This is a genomic window from Nitrospirota bacterium, from assembly GCA_016214845.1.
GTDB lineage: Bacteria > Nitrospirota > Thermodesulfovibrionia > UBA6902 > UBA6902 > SURF-23.
Genome location: JACRMS010000020.1, coordinates 63413 through 83349 on the forward strand (window position 1 = coordinate 63413; position 19937 = coordinate 83349).

The following is a 19937-nucleotide window of genomic DNA, read 5'->3' on the forward strand; positions in this document are numbered from 1 at the left end:
ATGCGCCCATAGCTCAATTGGATAGAGTGCCGGACTACGAATCCGTAGGTTGCAGGTTCGACTCCTGCTGGGCGCGCTTTAGTAAAGACAGACTTAAGAAGAGCACAGAAGTCAGAGAACAGAAAACGGAAATAAACCTTGCAACTCTTTAGTCTGTCATCTGTGTTCTATGTTCTGTGTGTCTGAACTTGTCTTGTACCAGATATTGCACGCCCCTTCAAAAGAGACCATGCACGGGCCCTTCGGTGTTTTCGGAGTGCATACTTTCTTAAACAGTTTGCAGGCAGAGGGATAAGCCTTCCCTAATATTATCGTCCCGCAAATGCAGCCGGGGATTTTCGCCTCTTTCACTTCTTCAAGCTCAAAGACCTTCCTCGCATCCCTTGAAGAATATTCGTCCCTCAATTCGAGTCCCGAACCGGGGATATGTCCGATGCCCCTCCAGTTTACATCCGCTACTTCAAAATACTTCTCCATAAGTCTCTGCGCCTGAGTATTGCCTTCCGGTTTCACCACGCCTTTATACACATTTCCTGTTTGCGCCTTTCCGCTCTTCAACTGCCGGAGTATTTCCACAATGCCAAGCAAAAGATTGTCCGCCTCAAAGCCCGCTACAACAGTCGGGATGCCGTATTTTTCGGAAAACACATTCCACGCATTCGAGCCAACGATTGCAGAGACGTGTCCGGGAGCAATGAACCCGTCAATGCCGATCTCCGCGTCTTTGACGAGTATCTCCATGATCGTTGGCGTCAGCCTGTGCGAACTCAGTATGAACAAATTATCGGGCACTCCCATTTCCAGGATACCCGCAGTCGGAGCAGTTGTGGTTTCAAAGCCGATGGAGAAGAACACTATCTTCGTCCCGGGATTTGATCTCGCAATGTTCAATGCCTCAAAAGGAGAGGTGATCATCCTGAAGTTTTTCCCCTCAGACCGGATGGAGCCTTTTTGCGTCGGCACCCTCAGCATATCGCCATAAGTTACCAGAATGACGTCGTCTCTTTTTGAAAGATATATCGCATTGATAATATCGCTTTCAGGACAAACGCACACGGGACAGCCGGGGCCGGGGATGATCTCAAGATTTTCAGGCAGCAAACTCCTCATCCCTGAAAAGGCGATGGTGTGCTCATGCGACCCGCAGACATTCATAATGCGGATTTTCTTATCGGAAGGGACGAGAGAGTGGATGAGCCTGATTATGTCATTTGTCTTGTCCATGGTTTTAGCTATTAGCTTATAGCTGAAAGCTAATAGCTGCCTCCCTCAGCATATCCTCGGCAGCATGTCTTCTTCAAGCATATCCAGCAGGCGTTCGCCGCCGATCTTTGTTCTCAGCCTTACTCCCTTGAACTTGGAAGTGACGTGTCCGATGACTGACGCGTTTTGCCCTAAGGGATGCTTCTTTAGTATGCTTAGAATTTTATTTGCACTTTCGTGCGACGCGATAATGATCGCCTTGCCTTCATTTGCAAGATAGAGAGGGTCGTAGCCAAGCATGTCGGAAATAAAACGGACATCCTCTCTCACCGGCACATTCTCTTCAAAGATCTCCACTCCGAGCCCGGTTACGTCGGAGACTTCGGCAAGCACTGTCGCAACCCCGCCTCTTGTCGGGTCTCTCATCCACTTTAGCCCCTCTATCTCAAAAAGAGGCTGAAGCAGGTCATTCAACGGCGCGCAATCACTTAAGAGATTCGCCGTTATGGTGAATTCATCCCGCACCAGCGCGATAGCTGTCCCGTGATCTCCGATCGTGCCTGTTATCAGCACCATGTCTCCCACTGACACATTATCCAGGGGCAGGGGCTTAACGATCTCGCCGATGCCTGTTGTATTAATGAACATGCCGTCGCATTTGTTTTTCTCAACAACCTTGGTATCTCCGGTGACTATGTGAACGCCGGATTGTTTTGCGGATTCCGCAATGCCCTTAAGAATTTCTTCGAGATGCTCTATGGGGAACCCTTCTTCCAGTATGAAGCCGATGGAAAGATATCTGGGGACCGCGCCGCTTACCGCAAGGTCATTGACTGTGCCGCACACAGCGAGTTTGCCTATATTGCCCCCGGGGAAAAAAAGCGGCCGGACAACATATGAATCCGTGGTCATGGCAACGTGATGGTGTTTAAGGTTGATATACGCGGCGTCTTCAAGCGGCTTCAACTCTTCCGAACTCAGATATTTCAGAAATGTTTTTTGTATCAGGTCCCGCGTGAGCCTGCCGCCGCTGCCGTGGCCTATTTCAATTTTTTTCATTGTATTATTATCCACAGATGTCGCAGATTACACAGATTAAATAAAAGTCTCCAGGGAAAATCTGCGTCATCTGTGCAATCTGTGGATTAAAAATTTAATCCACTCATCCATTCCTTCCCCGGTCTTTGATGATACTTCAAGAATATTCAGAGAAGGATTCAGGGACAGCGCATCTTTTTTTATCTTCTGCATATCAAAATCAAAATATTGCACGAGATCGGTCTTTGAGATGATAAGCAACTGTGCGGTCTTGATGGCCTTCGGGTATTTCAGCGGCTTGTCATGACCTTCGGGAACTGATATGAGCACAACCCTCAAATGCTCGCCGAGGTCAAAGAATGAAGGGCACACGAGATTGCCCACGTTTTCTATGAAGAGTATATCCAGTCTTTTGCCGTTTAAACTATGCTCAAGTGAATGGAACCCTTTGTGAACAAGGATGGAATCCAGATGACACGCTCCTCCGGTGGTAAGCTGTACAGCGGGTACGCCTTTTTTCCTGATCCTCTCGGCATCGAGGTCTGTCTCGATGTCGCCTTCAAGCACCCCGATATTGATCTCGCCTTTCAGCGCGTCAATGGTCTTTTCAAGCAGCGTGGTCTTGCCGGAGCCGGGGGAGCTTATGATATTTATCGCGAAGATCCCGTCTTCGTCAAAGTGCTTCCTGTTTCCGGCGGCGGCATCTTCGTTTGCTTTGAGAAGGCTCTGGTTCACGTCTACAACTTTATTTTGTAAAATCCCCCCTCGCCCCCCTTTTTCAAAGGGGGGGTGGGGGGATTTTGTATCATGACTATGATCATGGCTGTGACCGCATCCGCACACGTCACACATGGGATTCCTCCTCGGTCTCTATTTCCACGTTTTCAATATGCATCTCTTCTCCAGACAAAAGTTTCAGGCTGTATGATCCACAAAACGGGCATGTTTGAAAGGAAAGATTGTCTGTCTCAAAAGTCTTCTTGCAAGTATTGCATTCATAAACCAAAGGAACTTCTTCAATGGAAATTGCTGCGGAAGACATGAGGGGATGCTCAAGCTTGACAGCGTCAAAGGCGAATATCAGCGAATCAGCAACGATGCCGGACATCTTCCCGATCTTCAATTTCACGCCCGTGACCTTCTTTGCATTATTTTCGAGTGCTATCCTTGTAAGCTCTTTAACCATCCCGATGGCTATTGATACTTCGTGCACCTTCGTCCTCCTCATCCATGACACGGAGGACTTCATCCAGCGCCTCCCATATTTCGTCAGCAAGCTGTTTGTCCACCTTTTCTATGGCGAACCCGACATGCACAATAACATGGTCGCCGATCTTGATCTGGTCCTCCGGTAAAAGCTGAAGCCCTATTTCCCTTTTCACGCCTTTGGCTTCCGCTACTCCTGAAGGATAATGAATTTCAACAATCTGCATCGGGACACCGACACACATAACGCCTCCGTTTGTATCAGTTTACCACACCGCTGTCCAAAATTAACCGCAGATTAAAAGCCGAATGCCTCATAAACACAAAGACGACACCTTATAAAAAAACCGCAAAGTGCATAGAGCAGAGGGGGTACCTGCTCAAAGCGTTACAATCTCCGCCTCTTTGGTAGTCGTGTCGAATATCATGTCCTGCTTGTCGAAGCCATAGCGATTACTCAAACATCAACGCCTTTCGGACTTTCTTCATATCAGCCTTCCCGTTCAGCATCTCAAGAAGTTTGAATGCGACATCAATTGAGGTGTCGGGCCCCCTGTTGGTGATCACTCTGCCGGAGACGACGATCCTTTTTTTGACCGGAACGGCCCCGCAGTCCCGGAGGATTTGCAGGTTGTCATGCCGTTTACTCGCAGTGTAGGTCGTGGCCTTCTTGCCTTTGAGAATTCCGGATCTCGCGGCGGGAAGGGCGCCTACACACATACAAACAACAATGCCGCCGCTTGAGTAAACCTTCTTTATCAATGAAAGCACTTCCTCTTTGAAAACCTCGGTCCATCCGCTGTCATTGAATCCGCCCGGAATAATAAGAGCGTCATATTCTTTTGCGGTTACATCCTTAAGCAGCATGTGGGTTTTAATTATGAGATTGTGTTTGGATGGAACGGTCCGTTTAAAACCGGTTATGACCACATCAACGGGTTTTACTTCTTTTAAAACCCTCGTCCAGCCGAGGACATCAGTAAAGGCCGCAACCTCTATGTCTTCAAATCCACGCGGGAGAAAGAGAAGGACTTTCTTGTCTGGTTTCATATTTAGCGTGTTTCAAAACTTATAGATCACCATCCCGGTCAAAAGCTTCGGGTAAAAATATGTCGATTTCGGCGGCATTCTTTCACCAGCGAGAGCGACTTCCTTGACATCATGAATTGCGGTTGGGTTCAGGAAAAAGACCGCCTCGAACGAACCCTTCCGGGCCCTTTCCACAGCTACCCCGGCGTCCATTTCATATTCATAATGCTCTATCTTTAACAGTTTCTCAAATACCAGTTTGTGAAGCACTGTCACATCAAGATTTCGCAAACACTCCGGCATGTCCAATTCAATTTTTGGGCCGCCGGCCGAAAGCGTGTAATAGTTATTTGTGTTGGTAAGGAACATCCCGAAGGAATGCGTCTTCTGCCGCATGGCCTCAAACATCTGCTGCCGCGCCTGTTGCTCCGGTAAGCCGGGCTCGCTTATTTTCTGTATGTCGAAATATTTCCTGAGGGTCTCTTTTATGTTGATGTTTGAATCCACCTCAACGATCCTGTGTGTCGGCAGAAGGGTCAGGCCGTCGTCTTCGATGTTGGCAAGAAACATCAGAGTAAAATTATACGGTTCATCTCCCGTCTGAATGAGGCCTTTTTCTTCCATCTCTTTCTTGAACTTGAGAGATGTCTCATAACGGTGATGTCCGTCGGCGATGAAAATGTCCTTATCAGACATTTCTTGTTTAATTGTATCGATCGAGGCAGTGTCATTTATCCGCCATAGCCTGTGAATGAAACCGTCCCCGTTCTTTGCCTCTATAAAAGGTTTCTCCCCGGAGATGTTTTCGAGGATGGAAGAAGTCTTCTTCTCCACGCTGCTGTAAAGTGAAAAAATAGGGCTTGTGTGCGCCTGGCAATATTTAAGGATATTGAGCCTGTCGGATTTTGGTTTTGAATAAGTCATTTCATGCGGGTGGATTCTGCCTGTCCCAAGTTCTTCAATTCTGACAGCGCCGAGAAAGCCCCGTGCCTTTTTTGTCTGGCCGTTCATATCGTAGCTTATTTCATAACAATAAAATGCCGGCTCCGCGTCCCGGTTTAACACTCCCTCATCAAGCCAGTCAGAAAGAAAATTTGCCGCCCTTGTGTAGCGGTTTTCATTTTCATTGTCATCATCGCTGTCCTTGCCGAAATCAATGCGGATGATATTGTGAGGACTTTTTCCATAAAGTGTTTCCTTGAATTCAGGCGTAACAATATCATACGGCGGCGCCATAGTTAAATTGGCGTCCACCTTCTGCGGATTATACAAAACACCTTTAAACGGAATTACCTCTGCCATAGTTTTTTTATTCAATGGTAAATATTATCCGCAGATTTCGCAGATTGCACAGATTAAAGAAAAATCTTTTAAAAAATCTGCGGGAATCTGAGTAATCTGTGGATTATTTTATTCTTCTTCATGTCTCTGTGGTAATTTATCCATCCAACATATACTAATCTCCCTCAAACTCTGTGAGATAGTAATATTTGTATCCTTTCTCTTTTAATTTTTTCGCCCCGCCGACGTCCGGGAGATTGACGATAAATGCCATCTCAACTACAACTCCTCCGAGTTTTTCGATCAGCGTGGCAGCAGCCAATGCAGTGCCTCCTGTTGCAAGGAGATCGTCAACAATAAGGACTTTCGCCCCTTTGACCATCGCGTCCTTGTGTATTTCAATCGTATCTGTACCGTATTCTAATTGATACTCGTGCCTTACAACCTCAGCGGGAAGCTTGCCGACTTTCCTGACAGGCACGAAACCTTTTCCAAGTGTATAAGACAACGCGCCGCCGATAATAAAACCCCTTGCCTCTATGCCGACGATAAGATCGAAATTAATGTCGCCCTTTATATATCTCTGCGTGAAGTTATCGATCACCAGCCTGAACCCCACCGGGTCTTTGATAAGGGTAGTGATGTCCCTGAACATGATCCCTTTCTTGGGGTGATCGGGAATGGTCCTTATTTTTGATTTGATCGGCATATCGTTCTCCTTTATAAATTATTTAGCCGCAGATTAACACGGATTCGCACTGATTTTTCCGTGTTTAATCGTGGCTGAAAGATTATTCATGTTATATGCAATGGTCCTCATATTCTTTTATCTTAGGTATCACGTCCAGGAACAATTTGATGACATTGCTGGCATTTTTTTTCATTGTATCGAGGATCATCTCCCAGGTTACCGGGGCCTCTTCCTCGTGCCAGCAGTCATAATCCGTTGACATAGCTATCGCGGCGTAGTGCATTTTCTTCTCCCTGGCGAGAACAACTTCGGGGACCGTGCTCATATTAATAACGTCCGCGTTCCAGCTCCTGAACATGTGGCTCTCAGCCTTTGTGGAGAAACGGGGGCCTTCGATAGTGATGACGGTCTTGTTTTTATGAAAAGGCAGTCCCATATGATTTGCGGACAGTGAAAGCAGATCAATCAGGTCCTGACAGAACGGCTCCGCCATCGGTGTATGCACGACAACGTCCTCGTCAAAAAATGTTGTCTCCCTTTTTCTCGTGTGGTCAATGAACTGGCTGGGGAACACCAGATGTCCCGGGGCTATCTCCTGCCGCAGCGAGCCTACAGCAGTTGACGCAAGGATGTGCGTGCACCCCTGTTCCTTCAGGGCATAAATGTTGGCCCTGAAATTTACCTTGCTCGGATAGATCGAGTGGTTCTTGCCGTGGCGTGCGATGATCACAGCGTCCACCCCTTCAATTGAGCCGCACGTAAGCACGGACGTCGGCGAGCCGTACGGCGTTTCAACTTCGATCTCCCTTGCGTTCTTGAGGATATTGGGGTCATCAAGCCCCGAACCGCCGATAATTCCGACTTTAATCATGATTGCTCCTTGAAATTTTATTGATATGCTGATTGAAAAAGACTGCCTATGATTATAGACGATTCAATATTTACAACTCAACTTGTTTAATTCTTTTCCCCTGAGAATTATTGCTGAATGAGGATTTTGGCGACGAGGGTGATGTTAGAATTCCTTAATTACAATGTTCTTTCAAAAAAGCTCTGAATGGCCTGCTTTTGTGATCCGCCCTGAAACAATAAATGGGGTTCTGTCCTTAATCGCCCTTGGTAATACTACTGCTTAATCAATTGCCGCAATCAATTCTTGCGTTCCTCCAAATTTAAGCAGAAACTCACCGTAGCTCGATTTAAAAAGGTCCCGAAGTACATCATCTAATTCCATTGGTTTGTCTCCCGGTGGGTCTTCTAAAGAAAATCGGAGCTTCTTTTGCTTAAGGATCGAATATAAAAACAGTGTATGAAAATAAACCTGAGAGACATACTTATTGTCTGCAATCTGTAATACTTCATCCCCGTCTAATTTGGATTTATATGTCCGCAAGAGGCTGCTGTCCATGTTGATGAATATTGTTTCAAGTTCATCCTTATCATTCGTATCAGTTGCCATAATTTCTACTTCATCAAATGGACTGCCAGAGGCCTCGAAGTCACTCCATGTTTTAACCCCTTCTCTTTCATCTTTATACACCAAAACCATTTGAGGTAATCCGATCTGAGGTACATTTTCCTCCTCAGGTCTTGGCTCTTTTTCTTTCAACTCTTCGATCTTCACATAGAATATCGATTCAAGCGCTCCGTCAGGCTGAACAATGGACGATAGATTAGCTTTAATTTGAAGCTCATCTCCTGCTTTTAAAGTATTCTTTGGCTGCATATTAACCCGTATTGTTCCATCTTGCGGGCTTGATTTTACCACTTGAAAGTATTCATCGATCTCTCGTGGTTTGCCGGGAGCATTTCCGCCAACAGCATCATTAGGAGCATGTTGCAAAACATAAAGATTGAGTTCTCCTTTATCTTTTATCCGGTCGAAGTATTCATTTTCAACATCTGTATCAAACCGAATTGTCTTATCTCCTCCTAAAGGAATCGTCTTGAATATTTTCCCGTCCTTGTCCGGCTTACCCTGTATCTTAAAAATTGACGGGTATCTTTGCGATATAAACGGTTCCTTAGTTTTCGGTTTGCTATCCGTTTTAATTTTGCTTTTCTGTGTTTCGTCTTTTTTCTTATCTATTTCTTCAAGCTTAAAAGTCTGTTTCAGCAATTTGAGCATTTCAGGGTTTAGTGGAAGATTCTTGGAAAACTTTTTCAGCAATTCATTTGCATCACTCGTATCTGCCGAAAATGAATCTTTCCTCTGTTTGTATATATCATTAAGCTCACTTTTCCGGAGATATTCTGCAAGAAGACTTCTGATAATTTCGGATTCTTTCCCGTTTTTCAACCTGTCTCTTGATGCCATAAAAAGGTTATTTCGATAATGCAAGGTCATATTTGTACAGTCAACATGTATGAGCAAGTAGTCTTTGAGTAATTTATATTTCAATGATCTTGTTATAAATTCCGAGGTATAAAAGCCATGTACCTGCCCATTAAGACTGAAGGCGACACTCATATTATTCTTGAAAAACTCGTTCTGGATTGTGTCTTTAAATTCTTTAACAGTCTTATCTTCGCTCTTAACTTTGAAAACAGTAACTGTTGCCCTGATTTTCCCAACCTCTTTATTACCTGTTATTTCCAAAGAGAATTGCCTGTCTACATATTTGTCCTTCTGATATAAAAGCCTGTTGGATATACCAAACATTATCCTTTCAAGGCCGATGTCCTTGGGATATCTTTCCTTACGGTCGATGATATAAATTGGTAGAGCCGGATTATGGAGGTATTCATTAACGCTCTGATTTAAGTCTCTGGAAATAACCGACTTGCTCCCCGGAGGCAGATCGTAGGAGTAGAGTTTAATAATGGTACCGGTTCTAAACTTACGCCTATAAATGTTCAGGTCTAATTCATCGATTGGGAATTCAGGTATCTTGCCGTCTGGGCAGAAATACTCATAGTATGTGTTTTTCTTGGTTTCCTCTTCTTCTTTGGTAAGAGGATGTATTCTCAGCAGGCTGAATCCGAAGTTCCCTGTACTGTCATATCGTTTGGAAGCTACAAGCTGGTATCTTTTTTCACCACAATATACAAGCGCCCCGGCTCCGCCCATATTGTACTTGCCCTGGACGAACTTGATATCGTTTTTATTCCCTCGTAAAAGTGATAGAAAAGTATTAGGGAAATCCTGAGGATGCTGCCCTTCACCGTTATCGAATATTACAAGTGAACTATCACCCCGTGGGCTGTTGGGATCGGCTAAAATCTGGATGTCTTGAGCTACTTCATTCCTGTATACTTGAAGATCGAAGTTTTCATAGCTGTAAAAACTGCGCACCGCATCATGCATATTCTTTGGTGCAACCTGTGAACGAGGGTCAATGCCCTGTTCATAGCACTTCTTCATCAGCATGGCATCGATAGAGTTTGTTAGTTTTTCGACGAGGGCTGCGACAGGTTTTGCTTGCTGGTTTTCAACGACACTAACGTTGCTTTCGTAACTGAAAAAAATATATGCCAAAAGATTTATAATCCTGTATCAATGCATACACGATAATTCATGAAAGGAGGATCGGCATGAGGTATTCTGTTCTTGCATATGATGTCCCAATGAAAATAAATCATCCGATTGAGGGGCATTATTTTGTTCATGAGGAGGAATTGGGTTATTACAAAACTCTTAAGGGGGCATTAAAGAAATGCGAACGCTTTTGCAAAGAAAACAAACATGAATTATATCTGTGTTATGTCACTGAATACGATGACGATGGCAATCAGCTTGCACACAAACCTTATGATGAATGGGTAACCGTGTAAATGCAATTTGTTCGAATTATTGGCTTAAACGAAACCGCATCCCAAAATTAGATTTTTAACCGACAATCAAAACTCTTGCGCTTTTCCACCACAAAAAGCATAATAACAGCATGAAAGTGGTGGAAAATGACAAGGTCATAAGCGGGATGCTTCGGGATGAGCTTAAACGTTGCCGGGAGATGATCGACGGTCTTGAGCGGTCTGTATCCGGGCTTCCCAAAGGCGCATTGAATGAGCGGAAGAAAAGATACAAGGGTAAGATATATTCATACTCTTGTCTGAAATATCGCGAAGGTGAAAAAGTTATTAGTAAGCACATTCCGAATAAAGAAGTGCCGGAGATATTAAAGAAGCTGGAACTGAGAAAAAAGTATGAAAAAGAAATACAGTCCTACAAAAAGAAAATATCCTATCTGAACAAGATCACTAAGACCGACAATAAAAGGGGACATGGAGATATCGCTAAAAAATAAAAACATATTCCCGGCGGAAGTCATAAAGCTCCTTCAGGCATTTTATTCGGTCGGGTTTTTCGACGAGTCCCTGCTGATCGGAAGCTGGGTCATGTCTCTTTATCAGGAGGCTTTTGGCATTCAGTATGTTTTGCGCACGATGGATATCGATTTTGCAGTAAAGTTTGCTCTATCTGACAGAAACAAAGAAATAGACCTTGAGAAAGTCATTACTGATCTCGGTTATATCCCTGTCGTTATGCAGTCTGGTATTCGCAAGTTTACCCGTGAAAACTTCACTGTTGAATTTGTTACCCACCGAAAAGGCGGTAGAGACGTTCAGATTGTGCCAATAAGAAAATGGAATATCACAGCTTCGCCACTCCCGTTTGTTGACCTCCTTCTTGGTTTTCCATTTATAGCGGATTTAGGGAATTTCAAGGTAAGAGCTCCATTGCCTGAAGCCTTTTTTGTCCATAAATTAATTACTGCACAAAGACGACCGGGTGAGGGCAAGAAAGCTAAAGATCTCGATCAATGTTCAATCATTGCCCGTCAGCTCGATCCCGACCGTTTGGATACGGTTGTCGGGTCATTCAAGTTCAGCAGGAAAACTCAGAAAGCGTTAAGAGCCTCATGTGAGGCGATCGAATTTCCCCCACAAAAGTTGAGATTAAAGTAATGATGTGGTGGAAACACTGTAATATAAAACTCACAAATTGTGTTTAGAACAACATGTAAATGCAAATGGTGTCATCAAAATGAAAAAGGAAAAACTATAGCCAAAGACGAGGGGAAAAAGAAGAAGTATGGGCGATAAGCACATTAGGCACGTATTAGGATTATCCGGCGGCAAGGATAGCGCCGCTCTTGCAGTATATCTTCACGACAAAATTCCCAACATCGAGTATTTCTTTTGTGACACAGGTTGTGAGTTGCCGGAAACATATGAGTTTTTGGAACGTCTCAAAGCTCGTCTCGGGATAGAAATAACGTATCTGAATAAGGAGTTGATTCCTAAAGATGATCCTGAGGCTATCTTTAAACACTGGTTAACTATTTATAATGGTTTTTTGCCTTCCGCTATGGCGCGCTGGTGCACTAAGCAATTGAAGATTGTCCCTCTTGAGAAGTTTATTGGAGATAATGAGACTATCAGTTATATTGCGATAAGAGCGGATGAGGATCGCGACGGCTACATATCTTCCAAAGATAATATCAATCCTGCCTACCCATTTAAAGAAGCTGGTATTACAAAGAAAGATGTTTTTCAGATACTGGAAGACAGCGGAATAGGCTTCCCCAAATATTATGAATGGCGGTCCCGCTCCGGATGCTATTTTTGTTTTTTTCAGCGGAAGATAGAGTGGATTGGACTTTATGATAACCATCCTGATCTTTTTGAGAAGGCGGCGAGGTATGAGGGCGAACATTCTGATGGACGGAAGTTCACCTGGAATGATAATGAAACTCTTCGGGAGTTACTTGAACGACGGGGAAGAATAATTGACGAGCATAAGAAGCTTGAAGCACGTTTGACGAAAGAAAAATCCAATAAGACGTTGATCGATGTTTTATCACAGCTTGATGAGGATGAGGGTTTTAATCCGTGTTCTGCTTGTCATTTGTAATTCTTTTGAAGTTGCCACTGCGACTTTAAAAAGGTTGAATAATTATAACTCTCTGTATTCACCACGAAATACTTCTCTTACATGCCACTCGATAAATTCTCTATCGGGATAGTAGGATTTCCTCTGAGGAGGAGTAGTTTTTTTGCCATGAAAATTCATCAGCCATTCCTGAAATCCAACTGTCCCGTATGCGTGGGCCGATACTAATATTTTCATTTTGTCAGATATGGTAAAGGCGCCTCTATCAAACAATTTGTGGTGTAATGCGCATAAAGCAAGTCCATTAACTTCAGTATCAGGGCCTCCAGCCTGGTACCATTTAATATGTGCTGCTTCTAATGCAATGGGAAAGTGGCCTAATCTCACATCAAAACCACACACAGCACATCTGTATTTATATGCCCTCAAAATATTTTCCCAAAATTCAGGATGCCTCTTTTTTCCCTCAGATATTTGTGACTCAATATCGATTCCCACTGATTGCAGAATATCCTCATGAATTGATGAAGGGAAATTTGAGTCTAAAAGTTCCTGGACTACTTTGACTAACAATTTCTTATCTGCCTGAAATGTATCGAAAAGATGTTTCGGGAATCCACCTGCAACCTTGTAATTAATAAGATCAGCCTTTTGGGGATCGCCGCTTTTGTTGAGTTCAATCTCCTCAGTCCCGGAAACTTCCCATAAATTGTCATTTTGCAATCTCCAAAATGGATATTCAGTTCGATAATTCAAACGCACAGGACCAAATTCTCTCAATAATATACCCAAGGTTTTGTCTATTTCCTCATAAGAAATCATTCTGCTTTTGTTTTGAAATAGTTTCCCAAGAGCAAATAACAATAATAGTGGTTTATGAGGAGCTCTTTCTCCGCCTCTTTTCCAGACTGTAATTTTTCTGAATTGTTTTAAGATCGTTTCCTTATTCATTTACATTATCCTTCGACAACTATGGCTGTAGCCAATATCCCTGGTTTGGTTCCCCTGACACCCTCCCAATATTTTTCGCTTCCATTCTTTAAGGCGCGCACTAAAGTATAAGCAATAGGCTCTCTTTGTGATGTCGCCACCGCTTTGATCAGTCCCCTATCATTTATGCTCTTTAGTGATTTGCTTATATGTTTCCCTGAATCATTAAGAATACTGATTGCATTCGACCTGATCTTGTCATCCTTGCCCGAACATAGAGCTGCCAGGAAATGAGCGAAGGCCGACTTCCCTGTGCCATAGACCTCGGTTAATGTCCAGGCCCGTACAGAATTAGGAGAATTCAAAGCATCGCAAAAGCGCTGGATAAAATCATTTGCCTTGGGCGTTGGAATATACCCATTGACGCTGTCTGCAATATTAAGATCGCGCTCAAGATTTACGGAGCGAGTATACCTGCGTTTTATTTTTATGCAATCATAAAGAGACACTGTTCAGCCTCGCTTCCGGTAATAATGCTTTAAGAGCCTTTCAGATAATTCCTGAGGGTTTTTATCGTAAGACATCTGAATTAATCCCGCAGTTTCAGATAGAAATATATCATCAAATTGTGTAGAGATTATTTCAATTGCCTCACAGAGCACATTTTCCCTGATCTTAAAGCATAACCCCGGACTTCCCTCATCATATAATAAACGGGAGATGGTTATAGTTTTTGCCCCTTCAGCATGAGATGCAGCAAATTCGAGACACGCTGCAACTATGATTTCGGGGGTCAATCCTGCTTTCGGGCCGATATTCATTGCATATTGTTTCGGATCCCCATAATGCTTAATTAATCCTAACTCAACAAACGGGCTATCTATTGAATCCTCTATCAGTCCTTCCCGGCTTCTCTGTTCAACGAACATCCTGAGAAGGCAAGTAGTATCTTTGGAAAGAGATGATACATTTATGTTGCTTAATGGAAACTCTCGATCTTTGAATTCAATGAGCCCGGAGAGCATATCTTCTGAAGTAAAAACAGGCTGATTGAAGATGTTGAAAGCATAATACCAAGCTGTGGCTTGGCAAGGCGCTTTCAAAAGATTCCAGTGTAGCAGCCATAATGAGGCAGTATCCTCAAGATAAGGATCCCATCCTTCACAGCCGAGTAATTGTTTTCCAAAATCAGTCGGGATAATTGCTCGACTGTTTTTCTTAGGATCCTCCTGAAGAATTTTATATGCTAAACTCCAATATCTGATAGCCTTCGCCATGTTCTTCCCCACGCCCAAAATAGAAGGCGCAGACTCCTCAGAAAAAACAGTATTGTTTTCTAATGCCTTCTCAAACCCTTTCTTCAGCCATCCGAAGCGAGGATGGAAGGTTTCATGTCTTGCAAATATTGGATTGATATTGGATGTTGATTTAGATGTAATCACAATTATGGATACCTAACAATTTTAAAATTCAACGCTTAATTTTAATCCAACGTCGAGTGAAACGGCAAGGAGAATATGTGCATAGTGCAATAGAGCAGAAGCTCGGAAGGCCAACAACACTCAGCAATAAATTATTCTTCCTCACCCCCTCTGCCTCAATTATAGGTAGATTGCCTTTCAAGTGTGCCCCCCATGGAATTTGTGAAACAAGTTGCTTCACAAATAACCTGTCAGAAAAAAATCCCGGGCGTAAGACTTAACAATAACTCGTGCCAGATTGGTGTACTTTTAATATTATCTACAACTCAGTATAGATCGTAACATACACCTGTGTCTCGCCGTCTTCTGTAACTCCGCGGGCGATGCCGAAGGCGGGGGTTATTTTCAATTTATATCCAAGCACCATGTCCAGTCTTGCTTCAGCGCCTACACCGACGGAGATATCGTTAGAGTGAAATTTTTTCTCGCGTCCCCAGACATTGCCTGCGTCAGCAAAGGCGGCGACATGCACTCTGTCCCAGAAAAACGGTTTTGTGTTTATGCCCCTGAGGATGTACTTCACCGGGAACCTGTACTCAAGCGTTCCCTTTGCAACGTGTTTGCCTGTCTGGAAGCCTGAAGAAAATCCCCTGATGAAATATTCATTGCCGGGGATGCCGCCGACGCTGAACGCCTGCTGGGCGATCAGGTCTCCGCCTGATGTGGCGCCCTTCAGGTTTAAATAGAGCACGTGGTGTTTCCACGTTTTGATGTACTCTTCATAATTTAATTTATACTCTTCCTGGCCCAGGTCGCTGCCGACGGCTTCGGAATAATTTTTATACAGGAAGGAGATGTTCCTTCCCTCTTCCCTGCTTATTGAATAGGGATATTTCAACGCGTTTGTAAATTCAAGGCCCGCAAAAACATTGCTCCTTCTGCCTTCGAATACTTCAAGCCCGTCAACTCTTCTGCCCTCAATGTCCGTCAGGTGCTTGAGAGTTTCGGTATTGAACCCGGCAACAAGGTTGAGACTTGTCTCAAGGTTGGTAAAGAGCGGGAACCTTGCGCCCGCTGTGAAACCGCTCCGCCTCTCATAGTAATTGTCATCGTCATTGAAAAACTCAGAATAAAAAATTGGCGCACTGTATGACCTGAAAAAAAACGTGGGATACCATCTGTCATAGATATAATTAAAATCATAATACCCCCGATGGCTCACGCCGTATCCGCCCTGCAGGATGTAGGTATGATATCCAAGCACGTCCTGCCCAGCAGTGAATGCGCCGAATACCGCGCCGTCATTGTCAAACGAAAGAGTGGGCATCCAGAATTTTGGCAGCAGGGTTTTGCCCGGGCAGTACGGCCTTTTTTCAGAGAGCGGTTGGGGGGCTGCTGTAGGTGCGGGTTTTAAACCCGCCCCTACGGGTGAATCTGGATTTTCATTTATTTGCTGCCCCTCACTTTTCCATTCCGGGGTTATCCTCGGGCTCAAAGTATCAGACCATTGTGAGGCTTCATAGGGCATCTCCGCAAGGTAAAAACCTTTTGAACTATATCCGGTGAAGAATATTTTCCCGTCCTTTGATACTTCGGGGTGAAAGGTCCCGCCTAACACGTGCGACACCTGAGAGAGTTTTTTGTCAGTGATGGAATGCGCAAAGAGGTTATACACCCCTGTCCTGTCCGACGCAAATATAATGGTCTTCCCGTCAGGGGCCCACGCAGGATAAACGTTGTTGTAATTGTTGGTGATGAGCGTCTCCGCGGTTTTTGTCTCAACGTTGAGCAGCTCAATGGATGTTTGCCCTGAGTAGTTGTGCCTTGCAAAGACGATAAACCTTCCGTCAGGCGACCATCTCGGAGATGACAGGGCTGAATCCTGAAAATCAGCAATGACATTGACCCCGTTAGAAGCGATCTCCAAAATAGAAATATCCTGCCTGCCGGTCTCCACCTTTACAAAAGCAATCTGTTTGCCGTCAGGAGAGACGTCAACATCCTTGGCGCGTAATTTTTCTGTTATGCGGCTGACTGACCTCGCCGCAAGGTCATATGAATAAATGTCCTGATAAAGGTTGTAGACGTTCTTCAATTCAGCCTGCGTGAAATAAAGTTTCTGCCCGTCAGGCGACCATGAAAGGTTTGAATCAGAAGGGAATCTTCTGACGGTTGCAGCCTCTTTCAGCGTTGCCGTTTCAACGATCACAATTTCCTCATGCCGGTGCGGGTCTTTCCTGTTTACCGCGAGATACCTGCCGTCAGGAGAGAGCCGTGCGTTTGTGACCCTTTCGCCTTCAATTTTTAATTTGGTGTAATTTGTCAGGGGCCTTGCATTCAGCTCCTGGATTTTTTTGTTTTGGTCTTTTTTCAGCTCTGCAATCGTGTCTTCATAAAGCTCGGAATAATCCTTTCCCGTAATATTTTCAGGCGGACTGCTTATAAGAAACGGAAGCCGTCCCGAGTGCGCGTAACTGAGCTTGCCGATATTTTCATTCCCATAGGTTTGCGCGATATGTTTTTCAAGCAGCATCCCGTAGATGTAAGGGATGTTTCCCGACGGCCAGTAGGGGATGTCACCGTTTATCTGGTCAACGCCTGGAAGGCTGTCCTCCAGGACCGCCATCCTGAATATCATTTCAACATAAGGGCTCTTTCCCCTTCCATCAGGTGTATATTCGCTCTCCGCCCATGTGGCAGTGCCCTCAAGCCACCAGTCAGGCATGAATACATTGGGCGGGGCAGTTAATAAAAACGCGAGGAACGAAAGCGGATCGTAACCCGGCAGCGGCTTGCCGAAGATGCTTCTCGTTGTCTCTGAATAACCTCTTGAAGAGTCCATTGTCATGATATGTGTATATTCGTGCAGGATAATATACTCAAGCCAGTCATCATACTCGGAAATGGTCATGTCGGGCATCGGGGGCACGGCAAAAATATATATCATGTTATAGGGAAGGACATTGGCAAAACCGTTTGCGAAATCGGAGTTGTCTATAAGAACGATCTGGGTCTTTTCTTTTGGATACCACTGAAAGCTGCCGGACATTTTCTGATGAATGTCTTCGGCAATTGCAGCCGCCCTGTTTGCTATCCCGTCTTCGCCCTGATGGAAGTGGATGGAGAAATGTTCAGTCTCGATGGTTGAAAATCTGAATGACGGGTCAATGGTTGCAGAAAGGGCAGGTGAAGATGGGAAAAAGATCGCGCAGGTAAAAAGCAAAAATATAAAGAGGGACAAACTATAGCGTTTTTTCATAATGAACTCCGTTCTAAATTTGCACTGCATGCAGGGAAAGAATAGAGTCAATAGTTATGCGTGAAGAGTTTAAAAATGATGCATAATGATTCTTTTCACTTTTAACTTTTAACTCCCAACTTTTGACTTTTCATTGTTCTTCATTTCTTTTTTTATCGCTGCAAAGACTTTCTTCTGGACTTCTTTCAGCGGCCCTTTTATCCTGCATCCCGCGGCAGCGAAGTGTCCGCCCCCGCCGAAGCTCTTTGCGATCTTCTCTACATTGACCCTGCCTTTTGAGCGGAGGCTGAGCTTGAATACGTCTTTGTCATCTTCCCTGAAAAAGACAGCAGCCTCGATGCCCTTTACCTTTCTGGGGAAATCGACAAAGTCTTCGGAGTCCTCGGCTGTTGTGCCGGTCTTTTTGAACATGTCCGCAGTCGTGGTAATCCAGGCTATCCCGTCCTTTGTATCAATGGTGGCAAGTGAAAGTCCTAAAAGCTTCATTGATTTAAAAGGGATGCTTTCGAACAGCTCCTTTGCAATGCTCCACGGTTGTGCGCCGGCCTGAATGAGGTGACACGCTATCCTTAAAGATTCAGGCGAGGTATTGGAATATCTGAAGCCTCCTGTATCTACAAGCAATGCAGTGTATAAATTCGTGGCAATGTTTTTATCAATAGTTATCTTGAGCGCGGTCAGGAGTTTATAAATGAGTATGCCTGTTGCCGCGGCCCCTGGATCAATAACGCTTGCGGACAACTTTTTGTACAGCTCGGATCTTTCAGCATCATCAGGCGGTATGTGGTGGTCGATGATAACGGTTTTTTTCGCCTTCAATTCCTTAAACCCCGTCCTATCCAAAGTATTGCAATCTACGATGCACAAGACATCAACTTCTTTTTTAGGCTGTGTCTGTTTTATAGACTTTGCCGAGGGCAGGAACTTCAGGATTTCAGGAACGCCGTCTTTGCTCAGGGCATAGATCTCTTTCTTTCCCATCTGCTTAAGTCCGAGCGCAAGCGCCAGTACCGAGCCGATGGCGTCGCCTTCTGGATTGATATGCCCGACAAGTATAAAAGATTTATTCTGCCTGAGAACATTAAGAAGCCTAGAGGAGATCTTCGTCTTCATCAATGGGACTCCTTTCCGATTTGATTTCATTTAGAAGTTTGTCAATCTTCATGCCGTATTGAATGGACTCATCAAGTTTGAAAGTAAGTGACGGGACGTACTTCATCTTCAATCTCCTGCCGAGCTCGCTCTTGAAAAGCGCTGACAAAGAGCTTAGTTTCCGCACTGTCTTTTCAGCATCTTCTACTTTCAGGACGCTGATATATATGGTCGCGTTCCTCAGGTCATCGCTTACCTTTGCGCCCGTGACAGTAACAAACCCGAGGTTTTTGTGTTTGATCTTGTTCATTATCATGTCGGCGATCTCTTCCCTGATCAGATCACCGACCCTTGCCGAACGTTTGTATGGATGCATGGTTTCCTCTTGTTATGTCATTCCCGCTTGCCGGGAATCCGAATTTATAATTTCATGCTCAAGCGGACACACGAATAAAATGTGGATTAATTTTAGCATAATTATCTGAATGGATGGGAAGGGGTGCAGAGCGCAGAAGTGCAATAGTGCAAAAGTCAAAAGTGCGGAAGAGGGAAAGAAGGGAAACTTAGCTGCGCTCGCAATGACAATCAGTATTACAGCAGCTCCATGGTTGCATCTATTAATTCCACGGAGTGAATACTGATAACCAGGTTCTTTATCTGCTCGAAGACCTTGTTTATCATGACTGTCTCATTGGAGACAAATGCGATGCCGATCACGCTTCGCTGCCAGAGGTCATTGGCGTCGACCTCAGCCACGGAGACGTTGAACTTGTTTTTTATCCTGTCGATCAAACTTTTAATGACGAAGCGTTTCTCTTTAAGGGAGTGTGACTCGTGGATGTGCAGATCTAAAGTAAGAAGGCCGACGATCATATCAGTAGTCAGTAGTCAGAAGTTAGGCTAACGACTGACCACTCATTTGTCATTTGGATTTCGACATTGTCCGTTAGA

At 44.4% G+C, this 19937-nt stretch carries 21 protein-coding genes and 1 tRNA gene; 5 read left to right on the forward strand and 17 right to left on the reverse strand.

All coding sequences use genetic code 11. The features are described 5' to 3' along the window. Positions 1 to 2: 2 nt before the first annotated feature. Positions 3 to 76: transfer RNA gene (locus HZB61_06200), tRNA-Arg, on the forward strand. 80 nt (positions 77 to 156) lie between these two features. Here HZB61_06200 and hypD read toward each other — a convergent pair. From hypD to HZB61_06250, 10 genes are all read right to left on the reverse strand, one after another. Continuing rightward, positions 157 to 1224, reverse strand: coding sequence for a hydrogenase formation protein HypD (gene hypD, locus HZB61_06205; protein ID MBI5056187.1), 1068 nt, complete (start codon positions 1222 to 1224; stop codon positions 157 to 159). A gap of 45 nt (positions 1225 to 1269) precedes the next feature. Beyond that, the gene (gene hypE / locus HZB61_06210; GenBank protein MBI5056188.1) at positions 1270 to 2262 is read right to left on the reverse strand and encodes a hydrogenase expression/formation protein HypE; all 993 of its coding nucleotides are present in this window, start codon (positions 2260 to 2262) and stop codon (positions 1270 to 1272) included. Positions 2263 to 2328: 66 nt separating this feature from the next. Continuing rightward, positions 2329 to 3093: a hydrogenase nickel incorporation protein HypB gene (hypB, locus tag HZB61_06215; protein ID MBI5056189.1), complete on the reverse strand. Its 765-nt coding sequence runs from the start codon at positions 3091 to 3093 to the stop codon at positions 2329 to 2331. Continuing rightward, positions 3086 to 3454: a hydrogenase maturation nickel metallochaperone HypA gene (hypA, locus tag HZB61_06220; protein ID MBI5056190.1), complete on the reverse strand. Its 369-nt coding sequence runs from the start codon at positions 3452 to 3454 to the stop codon at positions 3086 to 3088. The genes hypB and hypA overlap by 8 nt, the downstream gene beginning before the upstream one ends. Further along, positions 3420 to 3692: a HypC/HybG/HupF family hydrogenase formation chaperone gene (locus tag HZB61_06225; GenBank protein MBI5056191.1), complete on the reverse strand. Its 273-nt coding sequence runs from the start codon at positions 3690 to 3692 to the stop codon at positions 3420 to 3422. The genes hypA and HZB61_06225 overlap by 35 nt, the downstream gene beginning before the upstream one ends. 208 nt (positions 3693 to 3900) lie before the next feature. Then, positions 3901 to 4497 carry a DJ-1/PfpI family protein gene (locus tag HZB61_06230; GenBank protein ID MBI5056192.1) on the reverse strand — a complete coding sequence of 199 codons (597 nt, stop codon included), beginning with the start codon at positions 4495 to 4497 and terminating at the stop codon, positions 3901 to 3903. 12 nt (positions 4498 to 4509) lie between these two features. After that, positions 4510 to 5793: a DUF1015 domain-containing protein gene (locus HZB61_06235; GenBank protein ID MBI5056193.1), complete on the reverse strand. Its 1284-nt coding sequence runs from the start codon at positions 5791 to 5793 to the stop codon at positions 4510 to 4512. Positions 5794 to 5932: 139 nt separating this feature from the next. Continuing rightward, positions 5933 to 6466, reverse strand: coding sequence for an adenine phosphoribosyltransferase (locus HZB61_06240; GenBank protein ID MBI5056194.1), 534 nt, complete (start codon positions 6464 to 6466; stop codon positions 5933 to 5935). A gap of 91 nt (positions 6467 to 6557) precedes the next feature. Continuing rightward, complete coding sequence (mtnP, locus tag HZB61_06245; GenBank protein ID MBI5056195.1) at positions 6558 to 7319, reverse strand: S-methyl-5'-thioadenosine phosphorylase; 762 nt, start codon at positions 7317 to 7319, stop codon at positions 6558 to 6560. A 261-nt stretch (positions 7320 to 7580) separates the two neighbouring features. Next, the gene (locus HZB61_06250) at positions 7581 to 9755 is read right to left on the reverse strand and encodes a hypothetical protein (protein MBI5056196.1); all 2175 of its coding nucleotides are present in this window, start codon (positions 9753 to 9755) and stop codon (positions 7581 to 7583) included. 227 nt (positions 9756 to 9982) lie between these two features. Between HZB61_06250 and HZB61_06255 the strand changes: the two genes are divergently transcribed. The 4 genes from HZB61_06255 to HZB61_06270 all read left to right on the forward strand — a co-directional run bounded on the left by HZB61_06255 (position 9983) and on the right by HZB61_06270 (position 12305). Further along, positions 9983 to 10222: a hypothetical protein gene (locus HZB61_06255; GenBank protein MBI5056197.1), complete on the forward strand. Its 240-nt coding sequence runs from the start codon at positions 9983 to 9985 to the stop codon at positions 10220 to 10222. A 110-nt stretch (positions 10223 to 10332) separates the two neighbouring features. Beyond that, positions 10333 to 10695 carry a hypothetical protein gene (locus HZB61_06260; protein MBI5056198.1) on the forward strand — a complete coding sequence of 121 codons (363 nt, stop codon included), beginning with the start codon at positions 10333 to 10335 and terminating at the stop codon, positions 10693 to 10695. Further along, positions 10673 to 11356, forward strand: coding sequence for a hypothetical protein (locus HZB61_06265; GenBank protein MBI5056199.1), 684 nt, complete (start codon positions 10673 to 10675; stop codon positions 11354 to 11356). Before HZB61_06260 ends, HZB61_06265 begins: the two co-directional genes overlap by 23 nt. Positions 11357 to 11483: 127 nt before the next feature. Beyond that, the gene (locus tag HZB61_06270; protein ID MBI5056200.1) at positions 11484 to 12305 is read left to right on the forward strand and encodes a phosphoadenosine phosphosulfate reductase family protein; all 822 of its coding nucleotides are present in this window, start codon (positions 11484 to 11486) and stop codon (positions 12303 to 12305) included. 42 nt (positions 12306 to 12347) lie between these two features. Here the strand turns inward: HZB61_06270 and HZB61_06275 are convergent, their stop codons facing one another. The 7 genes from HZB61_06275 to HZB61_06305 form a co-directional block, all read right to left on the reverse strand. After that, on the reverse strand, positions 12348 to 13235 hold the full coding sequence (locus HZB61_06275) for an HNH endonuclease (protein ID MBI5056201.1): 888 nt from the start codon (positions 13233 to 13235) through the stop codon (positions 12348 to 12350). Positions 13236 to 13240: 5 nt separating this feature from the next. Continuing rightward, on the reverse strand, positions 13241 to 13723 hold the full coding sequence (locus HZB61_06280; GenBank protein ID MBI5056202.1) for a hypothetical protein: 483 nt from the start codon (positions 13721 to 13723) through the stop codon (positions 13241 to 13243). 3 nt (positions 13724 to 13726) lie between these two features. Next, on the reverse strand, positions 13727 to 14662 hold the full coding sequence (locus HZB61_06285) for a DUF4007 family protein (GenBank protein ID MBI5056203.1): 936 nt from the start codon (positions 14660 to 14662) through the stop codon (positions 13727 to 13729). A 292-nt stretch (positions 14663 to 14954) separates the two neighbouring features. Next, complete coding sequence (locus tag HZB61_06290; GenBank protein ID MBI5056204.1) at positions 14955 to 17894, reverse strand: PD40 domain-containing protein; 2940 nt, start codon at positions 17892 to 17894, stop codon at positions 14955 to 14957. Between the two features lie 108 nt (positions 17895 to 18002). Further along, positions 18003 to 19007, reverse strand: a complete 1005-nt coding sequence (locus HZB61_06295; GenBank protein MBI5056205.1) for a bifunctional oligoribonuclease/PAP phosphatase NrnA — start codon at positions 19005 to 19007, stop codon at positions 18003 to 18005. Beyond that, positions 18985 to 19362, reverse strand: a complete 378-nt coding sequence (gene rbfA, locus HZB61_06300) for a 30S ribosome-binding factor RbfA (GenBank protein ID MBI5056206.1) — start codon at positions 19360 to 19362, stop codon at positions 18985 to 18987. The genes HZB61_06295 and rbfA overlap by 23 nt, the downstream gene beginning before the upstream one ends. Positions 19363 to 19577: 215 nt before the next feature. After that, positions 19578 to 19859: a DUF503 domain-containing protein gene (locus HZB61_06305; GenBank protein MBI5056207.1), complete on the reverse strand. Its 282-nt coding sequence runs from the start codon at positions 19857 to 19859 to the stop codon at positions 19578 to 19580. Between the last annotated feature and the right edge of the window lie 78 nt (positions 19860 to 19937).

Excerpts from the sequence above, each read along its gene's own strand:
- hypD (MBI5056187.1), bottom strand. The coding sequence starts at position 1,224 with ATGGACAAGACAAATGACATAATCAGGCTCATCCACTCTCTCGTCCCT.
- hypE (MBI5056188.1), bottom strand. The coding sequence starts at position 2,262 with ATGAAAAAAATTGAAATAGGCCACGGCAGCGGCGGCAGGCTCACGCGG.
- hypB (MBI5056189.1), bottom strand. The coding sequence starts at position 3,093 with ATGTGTGACGTGTGCGGATGCGGTCACAGCCATGATCATAGTCATGAT.
- HZB61_06225 (MBI5056191.1), bottom strand. The coding sequence starts at position 3,692 with ATGTGTGTCGGTGTCCCGATGCAGATTGTTGAAATTCATTATCCTTCA.
- HZB61_06230 (MBI5056192.1), bottom strand. The coding sequence starts at position 4,497 with ATGAAACCAGACAAGAAAGTCCTTCTCTTTCTCCCGCGTGGATTTGAA.
- HZB61_06240 (MBI5056194.1), bottom strand. The coding sequence starts at position 6,466 with ATGCCGATCAAATCAAAAATAAGGACCATTCCCGATCACCCCAAGAAA.
- mtnP (MBI5056195.1), bottom strand. The coding sequence starts at position 7,319 with ATGATTAAAGTCGGAATTATCGGCGGTTCGGGGCTTGATGACCCCAAT.
- HZB61_06250 (MBI5056196.1), bottom strand. The coding sequence starts at position 9,755 with ATGCATGATGCGGTGCGCAGTTTTTACAGCTATGAAAACTTCGATCTT.
- HZB61_06255 (MBI5056197.1), top strand. The coding sequence starts at position 9,983 with ATGAGGTATTCTGTTCTTGCATATGATGTCCCAATGAAAATAAATCAT.
- HZB61_06260 (MBI5056198.1), top strand. The coding sequence starts at position 10,333 with ATGAAAGTGGTGGAAAATGACAAGGTCATAAGCGGGATGCTTCGGGAT.
- HZB61_06265 (MBI5056199.1), top strand. The coding sequence starts at position 10,673 with ATGGAGATATCGCTAAAAAATAAAAACATATTCCCGGCGGAAGTCATA.
- HZB61_06270 (MBI5056200.1), top strand. The coding sequence starts at position 11,484 with ATGGGCGATAAGCACATTAGGCACGTATTAGGATTATCCGGCGGCAAG.
- HZB61_06275 (MBI5056201.1), bottom strand. The coding sequence starts at position 13,235 with ATGAATAAGGAAACGATCTTAAAACAATTCAGAAAAATTACAGTCTGG.
- HZB61_06290 (MBI5056204.1), bottom strand. The coding sequence starts at position 17,894 with ATGAAAAAACGCTATAGTTTGTCCCTCTTTATATTTTTGCTTTTTACC.
- HZB61_06295 (MBI5056205.1), bottom strand. The coding sequence starts at position 19,007 with ATGAAGACGAAGATCTCCTCTAGGCTTCTTAATGTTCTCAGGCAGAAT.
- rbfA (MBI5056206.1), bottom strand. The coding sequence starts at position 19,362 with ATGCATCCATACAAACGTTCGGCAAGGGTCGGTGATCTGATCAGGGAA.
- HZB61_06305 (MBI5056207.1), bottom strand. The coding sequence starts at position 19,859 with ATGATCGTCGGCCTTCTTACTTTAGATCTGCACATCCACGAGTCACAC.